Source organism: Tsukamurella ocularis, assembly GCF_024807615.1.
GTDB lineage: Bacteria > Actinomycetota > Actinomycetes > Mycobacteriales > Mycobacteriaceae > Tsukamurella > Tsukamurella ocularis.
In genome coordinates this window covers 403,375-421,373 of record NZ_JANUCJ010000004.1, presented here as the reverse complement: position 1 = coordinate 421,373, position 17,999 = coordinate 403,375, and the positions used below count along the sequence as shown (strand labels likewise).

At 71.7% G+C, this 17,999-nt stretch carries 19 protein-coding genes and 1 pseudogene; 2 read left to right on the top strand and 18 right to left on the bottom strand.

What is annotated here, in order from left to right:
- Nucleotides 1-71 precede the first annotated feature (71 nt).
- A complete protein-coding gene (locus tag HNP44_RS18415; RefSeq protein WP_310437697.1) occupies nucleotides 72-245 on the bottom strand; it encodes a maleylpyruvate isomerase N-terminal domain-containing protein in 174 nt (57 codons plus the stop codon).
- Between the two features lie 106 nt (nucleotides 246-351).
- Between HNP44_RS18415 and HNP44_RS18410 the strand changes: the two genes are divergently transcribed.
- Nucleotides 352-966, top strand: coding sequence for a type II toxin-antitoxin system PemK/MazF family toxin (locus HNP44_RS18410; RefSeq protein ID WP_259142768.1), 615 nt, complete (start codon nucleotides 352-354; stop codon nucleotides 964-966).
- A gap of 1 nt (nucleotide 967) precedes the next feature.
- On the opposite strand, the pseudogene HNP44_RS18405 reads toward HNP44_RS18410, so the two are convergent.
- The 5 genes and pseudogenes from HNP44_RS18405 to HNP44_RS18385 all read right to left on the bottom strand — a co-directional run.
- Nucleotides 968-1,102: pseudogene (locus HNP44_RS18405) on the bottom strand (type 1 glutamine amidotransferase domain-containing protein); the annotation flags it as partial.
- 32 nt (nucleotides 1,103-1,134) lie between these two features.
- Nucleotides 1,135-3,630, bottom strand: a complete 2,496-nt coding sequence (locus tag HNP44_RS18400) for an excinuclease ABC subunit UvrA (RefSeq protein WP_259142765.1) — start codon at nucleotides 3,628-3,630, stop codon at nucleotides 1,135-1,137.
- 13 nt (nucleotides 3,631-3,643) lie between these two features.
- Nucleotides 3,644-4,486: a transglutaminase family protein gene (locus tag HNP44_RS18395; protein WP_259142763.1), complete on the bottom strand. Its 843-nt coding sequence runs from the start codon at nucleotides 4,484-4,486 to the stop codon at nucleotides 3,644-3,646.
- Nucleotides 4,483-5,466 carry an alpha-E domain-containing protein gene (locus tag HNP44_RS18390; protein WP_259142761.1) on the bottom strand — a complete coding sequence of 328 codons (984 nt, stop codon included), beginning with the start codon at nucleotides 5,464-5,466 and terminating at the stop codon, nucleotides 4,483-4,485. The genes HNP44_RS18395 and HNP44_RS18390 overlap by 4 nt, the downstream gene beginning before the upstream one ends.
- Nucleotides 5,453-6,988: a circularly permuted type 2 ATP-grasp protein gene (locus tag HNP44_RS18385; RefSeq protein ID WP_259142993.1), complete on the bottom strand. Its 1,536-nt coding sequence runs from the start codon at nucleotides 6,986-6,988 to the stop codon at nucleotides 5,453-5,455. The genes HNP44_RS18390 and HNP44_RS18385 overlap by 14 nt, the downstream gene beginning before the upstream one ends.
- 332 nt (nucleotides 6,989-7,320) lie before the next feature.
- Between HNP44_RS18385 and rpsT the strand changes: the two genes are divergently transcribed.
- Nucleotides 7,321-7,581, top strand: a complete 261-nt coding sequence (gene rpsT / locus HNP44_RS18380) for a 30S ribosomal protein S20 (RefSeq protein ID WP_068572410.1) — start codon at nucleotides 7,321-7,323, stop codon at nucleotides 7,579-7,581.
- Nucleotides 7,582-7,726: 145 nt separating this feature from the next.
- Here rpsT and holA read toward each other — a convergent pair whose 3' ends face one another.
- The 12 genes from holA to HNP44_RS18320 all read right to left on the bottom strand — a co-directional run bounded on the left by holA (nucleotide 7,727) and on the right by HNP44_RS18320 (nucleotide 17,966).
- Nucleotides 7,727-8,668: a DNA polymerase III subunit delta gene (gene holA / locus HNP44_RS18375; protein WP_259142758.1), complete on the bottom strand. Its 942-nt coding sequence runs from the start codon at nucleotides 8,666-8,668 to the stop codon at nucleotides 7,727-7,729.
- The gene (locus tag HNP44_RS18370) at nucleotides 8,583-10,196 is read right to left on the bottom strand and encodes a ComEC/Rec2 family competence protein (RefSeq protein WP_259142756.1); all 1,614 of its coding nucleotides are present in this window, start codon (nucleotides 10,194-10,196) and stop codon (nucleotides 8,583-8,585) included. Before HNP44_RS18370 ends, holA begins: the two co-directional genes overlap by 86 nt.
- Before the next feature lies 1 nt (nucleotide 10,197).
- Nucleotides 10,198-11,133: a ComEA family DNA-binding protein gene (locus HNP44_RS18365; RefSeq protein ID WP_259142754.1), complete on the bottom strand. Its 936-nt coding sequence runs from the start codon at nucleotides 11,131-11,133 to the stop codon at nucleotides 10,198-10,200.
- A 125-nt stretch (nucleotides 11,134-11,258) separates the two neighbouring features.
- Complete coding sequence (locus tag HNP44_RS18360; protein ID WP_259142752.1) at nucleotides 11,259-12,113, bottom strand: DegV family protein; 855 nt, start codon at nucleotides 12,111-12,113, stop codon at nucleotides 11,259-11,261.
- The gene (gene octT / locus HNP44_RS18355; RefSeq protein ID WP_259142750.1) at nucleotides 12,110-12,835 is read right to left on the bottom strand and encodes a diglucosylglycerate octanoyltransferase; all 726 of its coding nucleotides are present in this window, start codon (nucleotides 12,833-12,835) and stop codon (nucleotides 12,110-12,112) included. The genes HNP44_RS18360 and octT overlap by 4 nt, the downstream gene beginning before the upstream one ends.
- Nucleotides 12,832-13,521, bottom strand: coding sequence for a histidine phosphatase family protein (locus HNP44_RS18350; protein ID WP_259142747.1), 690 nt, complete (start codon nucleotides 13,519-13,521; stop codon nucleotides 12,832-12,834). The genes octT and HNP44_RS18350 overlap by 4 nt, the downstream gene beginning before the upstream one ends.
- On the bottom strand, nucleotides 13,521-13,937 hold the full coding sequence (gene rsfS / locus HNP44_RS18345) for a ribosome silencing factor (RefSeq protein WP_259142746.1): 417 nt from the start codon (nucleotides 13,935-13,937) through the stop codon (nucleotides 13,521-13,523). The genes HNP44_RS18350 and rsfS overlap by 1 nt, the downstream gene beginning before the upstream one ends.
- On the bottom strand, nucleotides 13,934-14,581 hold the full coding sequence (gene nadD, locus HNP44_RS18340; protein ID WP_259142744.1) for a nicotinate-nucleotide adenylyltransferase: 648 nt from the start codon (nucleotides 14,579-14,581) through the stop codon (nucleotides 13,934-13,936). Before nadD ends, rsfS begins: the two co-directional genes overlap by 4 nt.
- A gap of 31 nt (nucleotides 14,582-14,612) precedes the next feature.
- Complete coding sequence (locus HNP44_RS18335) at nucleotides 14,613-16,109, bottom strand: vWA domain-containing protein (RefSeq protein WP_259142742.1); 1,497 nt, start codon at nucleotides 16,107-16,109, stop codon at nucleotides 14,613-14,615.
- The gene (locus tag HNP44_RS18330; protein ID WP_259142991.1) at nucleotides 16,106-16,999 is read right to left on the bottom strand and encodes an AAA family ATPase; all 894 of its coding nucleotides are present in this window, start codon (nucleotides 16,997-16,999) and stop codon (nucleotides 16,106-16,108) included. The genes HNP44_RS18335 and HNP44_RS18330 overlap by 4 nt, the downstream gene beginning before the upstream one ends.
- A gap of 8 nt (nucleotides 17,000-17,007) precedes the next feature.
- Nucleotides 17,008-17,460 carry an SRPBCC family protein gene (locus HNP44_RS18325; protein WP_259142741.1) on the bottom strand — a complete coding sequence of 151 codons (453 nt, stop codon included), beginning with the start codon at nucleotides 17,458-17,460 and terminating at the stop codon, nucleotides 17,008-17,010.
- 56 nt (nucleotides 17,461-17,516) lie between these two features.
- Nucleotides 17,517-17,966, bottom strand: a complete 450-nt coding sequence (locus tag HNP44_RS18320; protein ID WP_259142739.1) for an SRPBCC family protein — start codon at nucleotides 17,964-17,966, stop codon at nucleotides 17,517-17,519.
- Nucleotides 17,967-17,999 lie beyond the last annotated feature (33 nt).

Below are 17,999 nucleotides of genomic sequence, written 5' to 3'. Positions count from 1 at the left end.
GCGCGGGCGGTGCGGTCGACCGCGGCGTTGATGTCGCCGCCGGGCTCTGCGAGCGCGGCCCCGAACTCCTCCTAGGTCTGGGTGTCGGTCATGTTCAGGTGCGCGACCACCTCGCGCACGCGCCAGCCCTCGCAGAGGGAGTCGGCGGCCCACTGCGCGGAGGTGAGGTCCGCCAGCAGCGCGGCCATCCGAGTGCGCTCGGCGACGGTGGCGTCGTACAGGTCGGTGTCGGTACGGATGGTCATGGCGGTCTCCTCTGCTCGGAACTGGTCGTCACAGGTACATACGAGCGGGGCCGCCGGAATTCGTCGCGCGAGCGACCATCGCCGGTCCGGGCCTATCCTGAGGGGTATGGCGAACGACTTCACCCGTTTCGCGGCCGTGGCGGCCAAGCTCGCACGCGAGCACGGCCCCCGCCTCGCCGCGCAGGTCGTGAACAGTCCCCCGGTCCGCGCTGGCCGGGACGCGATCACCCAGGTGGTCACGCAGACCGTGAACCAGGCGCTCGGGCTGGAGGGTCCGGCGGAGCCCAAGGAATTCACGCCGGGCAGGCCCGTGACGCGCACGTTCACCCCGACCGCGCTGATGGCACGGGGTGTCTTCTACGCCCCGCAGCTCGACGGACAGGCCGACCCGGGCGAGATCGTGTGGACCTGGGTCGAGTTCGAGGAAACGACGGGGCCGAACGCCGGCCAGGGCAAGGACCGGCCCGTACTGGTCGTCGGGCGGTCGGTGAACAGCCTGCTCGGGCTCATGCTCTCCAGCCAGGAGCGACACATGGGCGATCCGGACTGGGTGGGCATCGGCTCCGGCCCCTGGGACACCGATCAGCGGCCGTCCTGGGTGCGGCTCGACCGCGTCCTCGACGTGCCCGAGGACGGCATCCGCCGCGAGGGCGCCGTGCTGGATCGGCGCCGCTTCGAGTCCGTCGCGCAGCGCCTGCGCGACGACTACGGCTGGAGCTGAATCAGTCCAGCAGCACCTCGACGACCTTGCGCGCGGTCGCCTTCGCGGAGCCGGGGTTCTGGCCGGTGACGAGATTGCCGTCGGAGATCGCGTAGGAGACGAACGGGAGCCTCGCCTTCTCGTAGAGCGCGCCGCGTGTTCAGCCCATGTAAGCAACGCATACATCGGTCAGGCGTGCAGGTGGGCCCGGAGGTACCGCCCCGTCACGCTCTCCGGCGTCGCCGCCACGTCCTCGGGAGTTCCCTCTGCGACGACGGTGCCGCCCGCGGCGCCACCACCCGGGCCGAGATCGATCACGTGGTCGGCGTTGGCGATCATGTCCAAGTCGTGCTCCACCACGATCACCGTGGCGCCGCGGTCGACGAGCCGCTGCAGCACGTCGAGCAGCACGCGCACGTCGCGCGGGTGCAGCCCCACGGAAGGCTCGTCGAGCACGAAGACCGCATCGGACTGGTCGCGGCCCAGTTCCCCGGCCAGTTTGAGCCGCTGCGCCTCACCGCCGGAGAGGGCGGGGGTCGCCTCGCCGAGCGTGAGGTAGCCGAGGCCGAGGTCGGCCAGGGTCCGCAGCTTCTTCGCGATCCGCGGCACTGGCACGACCTCGGCGGCCTCACGGACGCTGAGCGCCAACAGGTCCGGGAGGGCGAGCCCGTCGGGTTCCGGCCAGCGGACCGCGGAGGCCTCGGGGGCGTACCGTCGGCCCAGGCAGGCCGGGCATTCGATGTCGACGTCCGGAAGGAACTGCACGTCGAGCGAGACCTGACCCGTGCCGTCGCACCGCGGGCAGCGCAGCGAGCCCGTGTTGTACGAGAACGCGCCCGCCTTCAGGTCGGCCGCCTTCGCGGCCGCGGTCTTCGCGTACTCACGGCGGAGGTCGTCGAGCACGCCGCTGTAGGTCGCGACGGTCGAGCGCACGTTGACGCCGATCGGCGTGGCGTCCACAAGATTCACGCGCCCGAGTCCCGGTGCGTCGAGCGCGGTGACGTGCACGGGGAGCGGCTTCCCCGCCGCCGCGGCGGCGAGCGCCGGGACCAGGCCCTCCAGCACCAGCGTCGACTTGCCGGAACCGGAGACCCCGGTGACGGCGGTGACGCGACCGACCGGGACGTCGACGGCGAGAGCGTGCACCGTGTGGATCGGTGCGGTCTCCAGGTGGATCCGGCCGCGCGCGAAGACCTCGTCGCCGGGCGTGCGCGGTCTCGTGCGGACGGGTTCGCGGCCCGCCAGAAAGGGGCCGAGGACGGACTCCCTATCGGCCTCGATCTCGGCGACGGTGCCCTGCGCGAGGAGGCACCCGCCTTCGCTGCCCGAGCCGGGGCCGATTTCGATGAGGTGCTCAGCCTCGCGCAGCACGTCGAGGTCGTGGTCGACGACGATCACGGAGTTCCCGTCCCGCAACAGGTCCCGGACCACGCCCAGCAATCCCTCCACATTGGCGGGGTGCAGCCCGACCGACGGCTCGTCCAGCACGTAGAGCACCCCGGTCGTGCGGTTGCGGACCGCCCGCGCGAGCTGCACCCGCTGCCGCTCGCCGGTCGACAGGGTCGCCGCGGCGCGGTCCAGGCCGAGGTAACCGAGACCGAGCTCCAGGAGTCGCCGGGCGATCGACTCGAGGGTGTCGACGAGGATCGTCGCCATCGAGCGCATATCGGGCGGCAGGGGCCCGACGGTGCCGGGCGCCCACGCCACGACCTCGTCGAGTGTCATGGCGGTGACGTCGGCGAGGCCGAGGTCGCCGACGCGCGGTGCCCGGGCCTCGGGGCCGAGGCGGGTGCCGTCGCAGTCGCCGCACGGGCCCGCGTGCACGAACCGGTTGACCCGCCCGAGACCCGCCTCGGTGGTCGCCTTGTCGAGCGCCTCCTGCACGGCGGCGTTCGCGCTGCGGTAGGTGAAGTTGACCTCGAAGAGCTTGCCGTTCTTGCTGGAGACCGCGACCTTCCGCTTCTCGCCGGGGCCGTGCAGCACGATCTCGCGCTCCGCGTCGGTCAGCTCGGCGTAGGGCACGTCGATGCGCACGCCGAGGTCGGCGACGACCTGCGGCATGAACGAGAAGCCGAACATCGACCAGGGCGCGACGGCACCGTCGGCGATGGTCTTCGACGGCTCCGGCACCAGCGCGGCCCCGTCGATCGCGCGGACGACGCCCGTGCCCGAGCACGCGGGGCAGGCGCCGTCGGAGTTGAAGGCCAGCGCCTCCGCGCCGGGCGGCGAGAAGACGGCGCCGCACTCCGGGCAGGTGAGGTCGAGGCCGGCGGCAACGTCGATGGTCGGGTCGACGTAGTGGCCGTTCGGGCAGCGGTGGGAGGCGAGGCGGGAGAACATGAGCCGCAGCACGTTCAGCAGCTCGGTGCTCGTGCCGAAAGTGCTGCGCACGCCGGGGACGCCCGGTCGCTGCCGCAGCGCCAGCGCCGCCGGGACGTGCTCCACGGAGTCGACGGCCGCGCGCGGCGCCTGCGCCATGCGGCGGCGCGTGTAGGTCGACAGCGCCTCCAGGTAGCGCCGCGAGCCCTCCGCGTAGAGCACGCCCATGGCCAGCGAGGACTTGCCGCTGCCGGAGACGCCGGCGATCGCGACGAGGCGACGCAGCGGCACATCGACGTCCAGGGAGCGCAGGTTGTGCACCCGCGCCCCGCGGACAGCGATCCGCAACGGGGTGTCGTCGGTCATGCGGAGTGAATCATCATGCGAGGCGGGTGATCTCCACGACCACGTCGAGGTCGGACGCGCCACCGCCCGCAATGACGCCGCGCAGAGGCGGGACGTCCGCGTAGTCGCGGCCCACGCCGACCGACACGTGCCGCTCGCCGATCGGGACATCGTTGGTGGGGTCGTAGCCGCGCCAGTGCCCCGTCCACGCCTCGATCCAGGCGTGCGACTCCCCCGCGACCGTCGACCCGACCTCCGCGTCGCGCTGCGGGTGCAGGTATCCCGACACGTAGCGGGCGGGGATGCCGGCGCTACGCAGCAGGAGCAGCGTCAGGTGCGCGTAGTCCTGGCAGACGCCCTTGCGCTCGTCCCAGGCGTCGATCGCCGACGAGTGCACGCCCGTCGTGCCGGGCACGTAGTCCAGTTCCTCGTGCACCCAGCGGCACACCGCGAGCACGGCCTCGTCGAGCTCGAGGTCCTTGACCAGCTTCTTGGCTTGCGCGGTGAGCTTGCGGTGCTTGGGCACGTAGTCGGTGTAGCTGAGCAGCTCGTCGAACCGGTCGCGCACGCGGTCGGTCGCGAGTTCGTCCCAGCCGACTACCTCGCCCGTGTCGTCGGCGGCCTCGGTCTCCACGACGGAGGCGCCGGTGACCTCGAGCGCGGTGTGCGGGGCGTGCAGGTCGAAGGCGGTGACCGCGGTGCCCCAGTAGTCGGTGTACCGGTACGCGCGGGTGGCGGGCACCGTCTCCACGCGGTTGAGGATGACGTTCTGCCGCTGGTCGCTGCGCGGTGTCAGGCGGGCCTCGTTGTACGACGAGGTGACCGGCGCGTTGTAGCCGAAACCGGTGGAGTGCACGACTCGAAGACGCCAGCTCACAGCTCCCCCTCCAGGATGGTGTCAATGTCGCCCCGGGCGCGGGCGTCGGTCCACGCGACGTAGGGCGTCACGTGGAAGTAGCGGGCGGTGACCGCCTCGCCGGCGGCCTGCCCGAGGTCCTGCAGCGCGAGGAGCCGGCGCTGTAGATCCTCGAGGAGCTCGCCCGGGGCGAGGAACTCGAGCTCGCCGCGGGCGCGGCCGAGGAGACGCTGCGCCTCGGTACGGGTGCCGAGGCGCCCCTCGCGCCCGCCCTCAATGGCGCTCAGGCAGTCCTCCGCCGTGGTGAGCGCGTGGATCACCGACCGCGGGAACAGGCGGTCGACCAGGATGAACTCGACGACGCGGGTGGCATCGAGGACGCCGCGGTGCGTGCGCAGGTAGGTGTCGTGGGCGCCCGTCGCGCGGAGCACCGTGACCCAGGTGGGGGCATTCGCCCGGTCGCCGGCGCGCGAGAGGAGTAGGCGCACCGCCATGTCCATCCGCTCGATGGAGCGCCCCAGCAGCAGGAAGCGGTAGCCCTCATCGCGCGAGAGCGTCGAGTCGGTGAGGCCGGAGAACATGGCCGCGCGGTTCTTGATGTAGTTGAGGAACTCGTGCGGGCCGAGGCGTCGGGCCGCGCGCTCGCGCTCGGCGAGGCCGTTGTACGTGGAGTTGAGGCACTCCCACATCTCGGAACTCGTGACCTCCCGTGCGCCGCGGGCATTCTCGCGGGCGGAGGCGACGGTGGCGGCGATCGAACCGCTCCCCGGGTCGCGGTTGTACGCGACGACCTCGGTGACGGAACGCAGGTCGAGCGCCTGGTCGGCCGGCGGCTCGGGGATGCCCAGAACGCGGACGAGCTGCCGGGAGACCCGGTCCTCGTCAACGGTGGCGTCCTCGAGGAACTGGTGCACGGTCACATCAAGCATCCGGGCGGTGTCGTCGGCGCGTTCGGCGTACCGGCCGATCCAGTACAGCGCCTCGGCGTTACGGGCGAGCATCACGGACCTCCTCTCGTGCCTGTTGTTGCTGTTGGTCCTGCGAGCTGAGCTCGGGGCCCAGCTCCACCTGTTGCTGCTCGGCGAGGTCCCGGCTCGGGACCACCTCCACGCCTTCGAGTTCCGCCTCAGCGGCCGAGGACCGGGCGGCGAGGACCCAGGTGTCCTTGGAACCGCCGCCCTGACTGGAGTTCACGACGAGGGAGCCCTCGGGTAGCGCGACGCGGGTGAGGCCACCCGGCAGCACCCAGACATCGTCGCCGTCGTTGACCGCGAAGGGCCGCAGGTCGACGTGCCGCGGACGGGCCCGCTCGCCGATTTTGGTCGGCACCGTCGACAGCTGCATGACCGGCTGCGCGATCCAGCCGCGCGGATCCGCGGCGACCTTGCGGCGGATGGTCGCGAGCTCCTTCTCGCTCGCATCGGGTCCGAAGACGATGCCGTAGCCGCCCGAGCCCTCGACGGGCTTGATGACCAGCTCGTCGATGCGGTCGAGCACCTCCTCGCACTCCTCGTCGAGCCAGCAGCGCAGAGTGTCGACGTTCTGCAGCAGCGGCTTCTCGCCGAGGTAGTAGTCGATGATGTCGGGCACGTAGGTGTAGGTCAGCTTGTCGTCGGCGACGCCGTTGCCGACCGCTGAGCTGATCACCACGTTGCCGGCGCGGGCCGCGTTGAGCAGGCCCGCGACGCCGAGCACCGAGTTCGGGAGGAACTGCATCGGGTCGAGGAACTCGTCGTCGATGCGGCGGTAGATCACGTCGACCTGCTGTTCGCCGCTCGTCGTGCGCATGTAGACCACGTTGTCGCGGCAGAAGAGGTCGCGGCCCTCGACCAGCTCGACGCCCATTTGCCGGGCGAGCAGCGAGTGCTCGAAGTAGGCCGAGTTCGCCATGCCCGGGGTGAGCACGACCACCGTCGGGTCGGCCTCGTTGGAGGCGGCGGATCGGCGCAGCGCGCGCAGCAGGTGGGAACTGTAGTCGGCGACGGCGCGCACGCGGTGGCGCTGGAACAGGTCGGGGAAGACCTGCGCCATGGTCCGGCGGTTCTCCATCACATAGCTCACGCCCGACGGCGAGCGCAGGTTGTCCTCCAGGACGCGGAACGTGCCTTCGGCGTCCCGGATGAGGTCGATACCGGCGACGTGGATCCGCACCCCGTTGGGAGGACGGATGCCCGCGGCCTGCCGGTGGAAGTGGGCGCAGGAGGTCACCAGCCGCTTGGGGACGACGCCGTCGCGGAGGATCTCCTGCTCCGAGTAGATATCGTCCAGGAACATCTCCAGCGCCTGCACGCGCTGCTTGATGCCCTTCTCGAGGCGGTTCCACTCGGCGGCGGCGATGACACGCGGCACGAGGTCCAGCGGGAAGGGCCGCTCGCGGCCCTCCAGGGAGAAAGTGATGCCCTGGTCGATGAAGGCGGCGCCGAGCGCGTCGACGCGCGCCGCCAGGTCCGACTCGTCGGCCGAGGAGAGGGCGCCGAAGATCCGCTTGTACGGGGTGCGTACCGAGCCGTCGTCGGCGAACATCTCGTCGAACGCCCGGCCGAACGACGGAGCGTCGTCATAGCCCGCGAAGAGGGGCGCCTCGTCGGACAGTCGGGGGGCGGCGGCCTGCTTCCGGGTCGCGGACGCCGCGCGTCCCGAGCTGCCGGCCTTGGCCTGTTTTTGCGGGGTCACTCGGCCATCGTGCCGCACCGGCGCGGTTTCGGCAGCGCTCTCGTTCACGGCGTGGCAATGTGGGTGTCGAGCACCGTTCCCGCAGGCGGTGCCACGATTTGGGTTGTGTTCGAGCCGCTGGTAACCTGGTACGTCGGCAGTCAGTACCGGCTGCCCCTTTCGAGACAAGAGAGTTTGAACGCGTGGCCAACATCAAGTCCCAGATCAAGCGGATCAAGACCAACGAGCGCAACCGTCTGCGCAACCAGTCGGCGAAGTCGTCGCTGCGTACCGCCATCCGCCACTTCCGCGAGGCCGTCGAGGCCGGGGACAAGGCCAAGGCCGGCGAGCTCCTCGTGAGCACCAGCCGCCAGCTCGACAAGGCCGCCAGCGCCGGCGTCATCCACGCCAACCAGGCCGCCAACAAGAAGTCGGCGCTCTCGCTCGCTCTGAACAAGCTCTGATCTTCCGCTAGACGCGCGTATCACCGCGCCGCACCACCCCCCGGCACCACGCGGGCCGGGACTGGTACGGCGCGGTTTTCGCGTATCCGGGTGCGGGCACCGTTCGACGGTGCCGTCCTCCCGCCCCGCCGCTCAGGCGCCGGGTTCAGCCCGCGAGGGTGGCGACCTTGCGAACCGCGATCTCCAGCGCGTAGTCCGGATCGGCCGCCTGGCCCTTGACGTCGGCGTTGGCCGCGGCGACGGCCTGCAGCGCCCCGGCGACGTTCTCGGCGCGCCACCGTCGCGCGACCTGCGTCATCTTCTTCACCTTCCACGGCGCCATGCCCAGCTCCCCCGCGTCCCGGTACTGGTCGGGGGTGCGACCCAATCCGCGGATCCGCGCGACGGAATGCACCGCGTCCGCCAGCGCGTCGGCGATGAGCACGTGCGGCGTGCCGCGGTGCTGGGCCCACCGCAGGGCCTCGAGCGCAGCCGCGACCTGCCCGGCGACGGCCTTGTCGGCGATCTCGAAGCCGGTGACCTCGGCGCGGCCCGCGTAGTAGCGGTGCACCGCGGCCAGGTCCACCCGGCCGCCCGTGTCCGAGACGAGCTGCGCGATCGCGGCTGCCAGCTCGCGCAGGTCCTTGCCGACGGAATCCACCAGCAGGTCCACCAGCTCGTCGGAGACGCGAACCTTCTGCGCCCGGAACTCCGACTTGGCGAAGTCCGCCCGGTCGCGGGCCGAGGTGATCGTGGGCACCTCGACCAGCTCCGCGCCCGCCTTCTTCAACGCGGCCACCATCGACTTCGCGCGGCCGCCGCCGCTGTGCTCGATGATCAGGGTGATGCCGTCCGGCGGGCTCTTCGCCGCCTCGACGATCAGGTCGACGGGGGCCTTGCCGGCCTCGCCGGCGGACTCGAGGACGACGATGCGCTCCTCGGCGAACAGCGACGGGCTCAGCAGCTCCACCAGCTCGGACTGGTCGACGTCGCCGGCCCGAATCCGGGTGACCGGCACGGCGTCACCCGCCCCGCCGGGCAACCCCATCCCGCCGTCGCCCGCGGCCGCGCGCGCCGACTCGACGATCGCCGAGACCGCTCGCTCCACCAAGAGGCCCTCGGTCCCCACCACCACGTGTACGCGCGCGCTGTCCACCACGAGTGCCATACTTCCAGACCCCACCGACGGCGATGCACGCGACGACGAGCGCGACGCCCGTGCCCGCGCCGCCCGGCACGTCGATGACGCCGATCCGCGCACACCACCGCGCGACCGCGATCACCCACCAGAGCTCGGGCCCCGTCCCCCGCACCGCCAGCGCCGCCACGGGCGCCGCGATCGGCGCGGCCACGGCGGCCAGAGTCCCCATCACAGTGATGATCGGGATGACCGGCCCCGCCAGCAGATTCGCGACGACCCCTCCCAGCGGCACGCGCCCCGAGAAGGAGATCACCAGTGGCAGCGTCACCACCTGCGCCACGAGCGTCACGGCGAACAACCCGGCGAGGGTGTCCGGCACCCGCGCAGCGACGAGGCGGTCGCGCACGACGGGCGACCACAGCACCAGCCCGGCGGTCGCCGCCACCGAGAGCGCGAAGCCGATGTCGCGGGCCAGCGCAGGCTTTACCAGCATGAGCACGATGACCGCTGCGAAGAGCGCAACCAGTGGCTGCCGTCCGCGACGAAGCGCCAGCGCGGCCACCCCGACCAGCCCCATCACCGCGGCCCGCACCACGGACCCGGTGGGCCCCACCAGCCCAACGAAGGCCACGATCGCCATGGCCGTGACCGCGGCCCGCGCCGCGAGCGGCAGGCCCGCCGCCGCGCACAGGCCGAGGACGCACAGTGCGATGATCACGAAATTGGCGCCGCTGACGGCCGTCAGGTGAGTGAGGCCGGAGTCCTGGAAGTCGCCGCGCACCGTCGGCAGCGTCGCGGATTCATCGCCCAGCACGAGTGCCGGCAGGAGCCCGGCGGCGTCCACGGGCAGTGCTTCGGCGGCCACCGCCGCGAGCGCACGACGGACCGCGGAGGCGGCACGGAAGTACGGCGGTGCGCGCCCGAGCACCGTCGGGTCCCCCGAACCGACGAGGACCGCAGCCACCAGGCCCGGCCGCGTGCTTCGCAGCACTGTCGCGCGGATCGCGACGCGCTCGCCGGGGACCAGCGCGCCGAGGTCGTGCGTGGCACCGAGCAGGAGCACGCTCCCGCGCGCCGGGACCGCCGTGTCGGTGCGCACCGCGAGCGCCGTGGCGGGTACCAGAACCCGCGACGCATCGAGGTGCCCGCCCGGATCGCCGGACCGCTGCCGCGGCCACTCGTCGACCTCGAGCACGATCTCCACCGAGCCCGGAGCGTCGAAGTCCGCGATCGCCGCGCGCTCCCGATCGTGCACGCGCAGGGCGACCGAAACGGCGACACCCGCGCCCAGGCCCGCTGCAGCGGCCACCACGATGCAGACCATCTGCGCCGTGGGCCGCGGATCCCGCCGCCGCGCCACCACCGCGCCCGCCGCCACCGCAGCCAGCCCCGCGGCCGTCCACCACGCCGCCGCGGCCGAGATCAGGGCGACCGCGGCCGCGGCCCAACAGATGATCGCCGCGGGAAGCAGGCGCAGGTCCAGCTGCTCGCGCACGTCACACCGTGGCCATCGGCTTGATCTTGGCGAGCTTCGCGTCGCCGATCCCGCTGACTTTTCCGAGGTCGTCGACGGTGCGGAAGGGCCCGTTCTTGTCGCGGTAGGCGATGATCGCGGCGGCGGTCGCCGCGCCCACCCCGGGTAGCCGGTCCAGCTCGGTGGCGTTCGCTGTGTTGATGTTCACTGTGCCTGCCGCTGCAGTCCCGGTGCCGCTCGCAGCCCCTCCCGGCGTCCCCGCCGGCACTGCGGCCACCGCGGGTCCCGATCGCACGGAGCTGCGCAGCGTCACGCCGGCCTTCTGATCTACCACGCCGACGACCACCTGATCGCCGTCAAGCAGCGGCTGCGCCAGGTTCAGGCTCGCGGTGTCGGCGCCGCCGAGCGCCCCGCGGGCGGCGGTCAGCGCATCAGCGACCCTCGCTCCAGGCCGCAGGCGATGCAGCCCCGGCGCCCGGACCAGTCCCACGACCGCCACCACCAGCTCCGACAGAGCCGGGCTGGATGCGGTCGCGGCACCGGACGCCGCCGGAGCCGACGGCGCGCCTGCCGCAGCCGACGGCTCGACCGACGTCGACGCGCCCGCGAAGTCCACCACCGGGTACGGGGCTCCCCCGCCCTCGCGCGACGGTCCGAGCACCACTACTGCCGCTACGACGGCAGCGATCACCCCCACCACGACGAGGGCGACCGCGGCCCGGGGCGTCGTGCGCACCTTCTCGACGGTCGAGCGCCACCCCGTGGGTTCCTGCTCGTCCCAGAAGTCGTCGTCCTCCATCCGCACCCGGCGCGACGGCGCGAGCGCACCGTCCGACTCGACGTCCGGTCGTCCGCCGTCCCGCCGGTCCGGCGCGAACTCCTCCAGCCACGCCGGCCGCGCGAAGATCTGCTCATCCGCGACGCCGCTCCCGGCCGCCGCCCCTCGTTCGCCGTTCATGCGACGAACCTAGGGCGCGGGCACCGCCGGAAAGCCCCGCTGAGCGGGCGAACGAGCCCGCCTGTGGATAACCCCGAACCTGTGGAGGACGGCGTCCGCCGGGGCGGATCCGTCGGGCCGGTGTGCTAGGCCTCGTCCTCGTCGTCGACCAGCGCCGGAGCGACCGCGACACCCACCGCGCCGGGCCCGAGGTGAGCGGCGATCGTGCCGCCGAACCGGCCGATCACCAGCTCCTGGAGCCGCGGGAACTCCTCCTTGACCAGCGCAGCCACGTGCTCGGCGGCGTCGGGCGCCTCGACGTGATGCACGGCGACCCGCGCAGGCCGGTTCCCGAGGTGCTGGGAGGCGAGCGCCGCCAGCTGGTCGCGCGCCCGGGACACGGTGCGGGTCTTGCGCTCGGAGACGATCCGGCCGTCCTGCAGCCGCAGCACCGGCACGATCTGCAGCGCGCCGCCGAGCAGCTTCGCCAGCGCGCTGACGCGCCCACCCGCGCGCAGGTGATCGAGCGTCGCGACGCAGAAGAACCCCTCGGCACCGTCGAGCACCTGGCGCGCGGCCTCCGCGACCTCGTCGGCCGACGCCCCGGCGCGGGCCAGACGGGCCGCCTCGAGCACGCCGAAACCCATGGCCATGTCGATGCCGCGCGAGTCGATCACGGTGATCCCGGCGTCCATGAGCCCCGCCTGCGCCACCGACGTGGAATAGGTGGAGCTCAGGTGCGAGCTCATCGTGATGACGACGACCCCATCTCCGGCGGCCTCGGCGACAGCGGCGGTGAGCACCTCGCGGACCTCGCCGACGGACGGGCCGGACGTGGTCACGCCCTCCCTGACGAAGCGTTCCGCCTGGTAGCCGGTGCCGTAGTCGATGTACTCGCTCTCGCCCGACAGCACATGCAGCGGCAAGATGCGGATGTGCATCTCGGCGGCGCGTTCCGGCGCGATCGCGGCGGATGCGTCGGTCACCACGACGACGGTCATCGCGCACCCCCTTCGCCGCGCAGGGCGCGCAGCACCCGCTGCGCCACCTGCTCGTGCATCTCGAACGACCAGTGGATCCCGTCGATGTTATTGATCCCCAGGTCGAACGACCACTCGCACAGGTCACGCAGGGGGACGGCGGGCACGCCGGCATCGTCGGACCAGCCGCGGATCGCCCGTCGCGTCCGCGCCCACCCCGGGTGCGCGAAGGAGTAGGCCAGCGCACGGTGCGTCGGGGGCTCGAGCACCGCGACGGGGGCGTCGGGGCGCAGGGAGTGGATCGAGTCGTACGTCTTGCCGAGATAGTCGACGGTGACCTTCGGCGGGAGTGCCATCGGCCAGCCGACCGGCGAGAAGACCTTCTGGATCGTGGCGTAGCCGTCGCGGGCACGGGCGCGCAGCGAGGCGGGCCGCAGGTAGCGGATCTGCTCGCGCACGGCGGTGGGCAGCGGCGAGGGCAGCGAGTCCATGCCGCCCAGGGCCAGCACCGCGGCCTCGACGGTGGGGACCGCGGCCCAGACCCGGGGGTCCTGCGTCACGCACCACCAGCCGTCGCGGGTGGTCCACCCGACGCGCGCGAAGAGCTCGCAGCGCAGCCCCAGCTCGGCGGCCACCAGGTTGGGCCAGATCCGCGGGTCGGAGGCCGGCAGCGCGCCCTCGGGCCCGTAGAAGCCCAGGGAGTCACTGAGGACGAGCAGCGTGCCGGTCGGGGAATCGCTCACTGGACCTCGGGCGCCACGTCCGATGAGGCGTTCCACACGTCGAGCCGCCAGCGCGTCGCGTCGCCGTGCGCGGAGAGCTGCACCCAGCTGCAGTTTCCGAGGCCGCCAAGAACCGGCCAGTGGTCGACGGGCAGGTCCAGCAGCCGAGCCGTCAGGGCGGCGATCAGTCCGCCGTGCGCGACCAGGATCACGGGCCGCTCGCTCGAGCCCCACTCGGCGAGCCGGTCGCTGAGCTCCGTCACCAGCGGATACGAACGTGCGGCCACGTCCACCCGGGCCTCGCCGCCGGGCGGCGCCCACTGGGGGGCGTCGCGCCACCGTCGGCGTGCGCCGGGCATGTACGCGTCGACTTCGTGGTGGGTAAGACCCTGCCAATCGCCCAGCATGGTCTCCCGGAGCCGCATATCGGTCTCGACGGTGCCCCCGGTGACGGCCGCGAGCGCGTCCGCGGTGTCGCGGGCGCGGCGCAGATCGGAGCTGAGAATGGCGATGGGATCGCGATCGCCGAGCGCGCCGGCGGCCGCGGCTGCCTGCCGCCGCCCCAGGTCGGTGAGGTCGGTGTCGAGCTGGCCCTGCATACGCCCCTCGGCGTTCGACGCGGTCTGGCCGTGCCGGAGCAGGATGAGTCGGCGCACCGTCGGGGTCAGGCGCTCGACCGACGAGTCGAGCCCGTCCTCCACGTGCATCAGGCGTCCTCGCGGTCCCCGTCGGCGCCCGCGGAACCCTCGGTCGGGGCGTGCTCGCCCAGGCCCTCCACCTCGATGCGCGGGCAGTCCTTCCACAGCTTCTCGAGGGCGTAGTACTCCCGCTCCTCCTCGTGGAAGACGTGCACGACGATGTCGAGGAAGTCCAGCAGCGCCCAGCGGCCCTCACGGGCTCCCTCGCGGCGGGTGGGCTTGACGCCCGCTTCACGGAGCTGGTCCTCGACCTCTTCGACGATGGCGTTCACCTGCCGCTCGTTGCCCGCCGACGCGATGACGAAGGCCTCGGTCAGCACGAGTTGCTCCGAGACATCGAGCACCACGACGTTCGTGGCGAGCTTGTCGTCGGCCGCACGCGCCGCGATGGCGGCAAGGGTACGGGCCTGATCGGATGCGGTCATGATCCTCCTGGGTTCACGGTCTTGTCCGGTGCCGGGCGGCTCTGGTACAGAGCGCGCTTGGCGATGTACTGCACCACGCCGTCGGGCACGAGGTACCAAACGGGTCGTCCGGCGTCGGCGCGCGCGCGACATTCGGTCGACGAGATGGCCAGCGCGGGCACCTCCACGAGGAACAATCTATCCTTCGGCACGTCCGACAGGTGATCCGCGGCCAGCTGATAGCCGGGCCGCGAGACACCGACGAAGGTCGCGAGGCCGAACAGCTCCTCCCAGTCCTGCCAACTCAGGATCGACGCGAGGGCATCCGCGCCCGTGATGAAGAACAGGTCGGTGTCGGGGTTCTGGCGGTGCAGATCCCGCAGCGTGTCCACTGTGTAGGTATCCCCGCCGCGGTCGATGTCAACGCGGCTGACGGAGAAGCGCGGGTTCGAGGCGGTCGCGATCACCGTCATCAGGTACCGGTCCTCGGCGGGCGTGACCTCGCTCTTCTGCCACGGCCGGCCGGTGGGGACGAAGACCACCTCGTCGAGGTCGAAGCGGTCCGCCACTTCGCTGGCGGCCACGAGGTGGCCGTGGTGGATCGGGTCGAAGGTCCCACCCATGACGCCGACGCGGCGGCGCCCGGCGGTGCTGGACTCACGCATAACGGATCATCCTATGCATGCCGCCGCCGCGTCAGACGGGCAGCAGCCGCCCGATGACCTCGGCCAGCTGCCCAGCGGTGCGGCATTCATACATGTCGATCAGTCGCCCGTACTTGTCTGCGACCGAGTCGCCGCTCCCCCACGCGGCCTTCCGTTCGGGATTGAGCCAGAACGCGTGCCGGGCCTTCTCGACGAGCTCGTCGAGCTCCGCAAGCGCGGGATCGGTGTGGTTGGACCGGGCGTCGCCGAGGATGAGCAGCGTGCCGCGGTGGGTCACGGCGTCGGGGAAGTCGCGGACGAACGTCCGCAGCATGTTGCCGTAGTCGGAGCCGCCGAACCGCGCGACGTTGGTCTCCCGGATCACGCGGTCGAACATGTCGACGACGGTGTCGACGGTGAGCGTGCGCGACGGGTCGATGTAGTCGGTGATCTCGTCCACGGAGTCGACGAAGCCGAACACCCGGATCTTGGAGAACTCGGCGCTGAGCGCGTGCGTGAGCAGCAGCGTGAAGTTGGAGAATCCCGCGACCGAGCCGGAGAGATCGCACAGGAGCACGAGCTCGGGCTTGGTGGGACGGGGCCGACGGTGCGCCAGATCGATCGGCACGCCACCGGTCGACATCGACTTGCGCAGTGTGCGCCGCAGGTCGATCGGGCCGCGGCGGGCGCGCCGGCGCCGCACGAGCAGCCGGGTGGACAGCTGCCGGGCCAGGGGCCGAACGGTCTGCTCCATGCGGTGCAGCTCAGTGCGGGTAGCGGCGAAGAAGGCCACGTTCTCGGGCAGCTGCGGCGCCGCGTACTGCGCGACGGCCTCGGGGCCCCGCCGGGCAGCCATGGCGACGGACGTGAGCTCGGTGACGCGCTCGGTGAGCCCGGCGACGCGCGATCGCGCGACGCGGCGGGCGGACTCGTACTCGAAGCTGCCCGGCGCGGCGCCGTCCTCGCCGGCCGCGGCGAGCAGGCCGTTGGCGATGGCGGCGATGAGCGTCTGCGGGTTGAGCGCCTTGAGCGCCTGGTACGAGGAGAAGGCGGTGCCGGTGGCGGAGTTGTACTCGCCGAGCTGCTCGACGATCTGGCTGGCGATGCCGTCGTGGTCGCCGCCGGCCACGAGCGCGGCGATGGCCTCCTGACGCAGCGCCTCGCGCACCGCGTCCGGATCGGGTGGGGTGTCCGAGGCGGGCATCTTCAGCGGGTCGGGCTCCCCCGGCACTCCGGAACATCCCTGCCCGCCGGTGCCGGACGCGCCCGCGGCACCGGCGTTCGCGGCGCCGAAGCCGCCCCGCACCGGGAAGTACAGGTCGAAGATGACGTCAAAGGTCTTGCGGTGCATCTGCTCGCGCAGCAGCACGGCGGCGAGGCCCTCGCGGAGCTGGCCGCGATCGGTGAGGTCGAGCACCGTCAGCACCTCGGCGGCCGTGATCGCCTCGCCAGGGCCGATCGCCATGCCGCGTTCGCGGAGCGTCCGCACGAAGGCGTGCAGGTGCGTATCCAGAGGCGTGCCGGCGCCCGGAACCTGCACCGTGGTCATGACAGGCCCAGCGCCGCGGCGGCGGTCTCGATATCGACCTGGTGCTTGAGCACCACGCCGAGCGTCGAGCGGAGCGCCGCCTTGTCGATGGAGCCGCTGGCACTACCGGTGATGCCGAGCGCGAGGAGGGTGCGGCACCAGTCCAACGTCTCCGAGACCGACGGCTTCTTCTTCAGGTCGAGGCCGCGCAGCGTGGAGATGACGCGGAGCAGCTGCTGCGCGACCTCGGTCGGCAGGTCGGGGACGCGGCTGCGGATGATCGACAGTTCCAACTCGGCGTCGGGGAAGTCGATGTGGAGGTACAGGCAGCGACGCTTGAGCGCCTCCGACAGCTCGCGGGTGGCGTTCGAGGTGAGGAAGACCAGCGGCTTGCGGACGGCCGTGATCGTGCCCAGCTCCGGCACCGTCACCGCGTAGTCGGACAGGACCTCGAGCAGCAGGCCCTCGAACTCGAGGTCGGCCTTGTCGGCCTCGTCGATCAGTAGGACCGAAGGTCCGCCCTCCCGGACGGCCTGCAGGAGGGGCCGCGGGAGGAGGAACTCCTCGGAGAAGACGTCCTGCTTGGTGTCGTCCCAGTCGCCGTCGGTGCCGGACGACTGGATCCGCAGGATCTGCTTGGCATGGTTCCACTCGTACAGGGCACGGGCCTCGTCGATGCCCTCATAGCACTGCAGCCGGACGAAGCGGGCGTCGCGGGCCTGGGAGCAGGCGCGGGCCAGCTCCGTCTTGCCGACCCCGGCGGGGCCCTCCACGAGGAGCGGCTTGCCCAGCTTGTCGGCGAGGAAGACGGCCGTGGCGGTGGCGACCGACGGGATGTAGCCGGTCTCGCGCAGTGCGGCGGCGACGTCGTCGACGCTGGTGAACAACGCGGTGGGCGCGGGGGTCGTGATGTCGGTGCTCAGCGTGCAGCCTTCCGTTTGAGGACCTCCTTCGAGAAGCCCTTCGACGCGATCTCTGCACTCATCTTCACACCCTTGCGCACGACGAAGCCGGGCAGCGTGACCTTGAGGTCGATGTTCATCTCGCACAGCACATGCACCTTGTCGTCGCCGACGGGTGTGAGCTGGTAATACCCGCCTTGGGACCGCACGGCCATGCCCTCGCCCTCGGACTGCCAGGCGACCCTCGTCTGGGGCGTGAACTCGTAGCGGAAGCGCATGGTGTCGCTGATGCCGATCATGCCCGCCTCGACCTCGACGACGCTGGGATTCCCGGCCGCGTCGCGCTCGAGGACCGTCACGCGCTTGTGCGAGGACGACCACGCGGGCAGCGACTCCACGTCCAGCAGCGTCGCGTAGGCGAGCGCCGCGGGGGCTTCGATCTCGAACTCGACCTTCTCATTGATTGCCATCGCAACAATCTAGCGGTGCCGCCGGGCACTTCCGAACGGAGCCCGGCGGCGCTCCGTCAGGCCGCGGCCTTGCGCTTGAGGACCTCTTTGGTGAGGCCGTTCTTGATGATGTCCATCGCGAGCTTGATGCCCTTCTTCACCACGAAGCCGGGCGCCTTGACCTTGGGGTCGAGGTACATGGTGACCTTGACGTGCGTCTGGTCGTCGCCCTTGGGCGAGAGCTCGTAGATGCCGCCCTGGCTGCGCACGGCGGTGCCCTCGTTGCGGGTGTCCCACTTGCAGCTCACGTCGGTGAAGGCGTAGTCGAAGGTCAGGTTGTCGCTGAACATCAGCAGCCCGACGGACGCGTCCACCACGCTGGGGCGGCCGTTCGCGTCGCGCTCGATGACCTTGACGTTGCTGTGCGCCGACGACCAGTCCGGCAGGGCGTCGACGTCGGCGAGCGTATCGAGAACCAGCGTGACCGGGGCGTCGATGTCGAATTCGAGGGACTCGTTGATTGCCATGGCGACAACCTACCGGGCCGGGCGCCGAGTGTG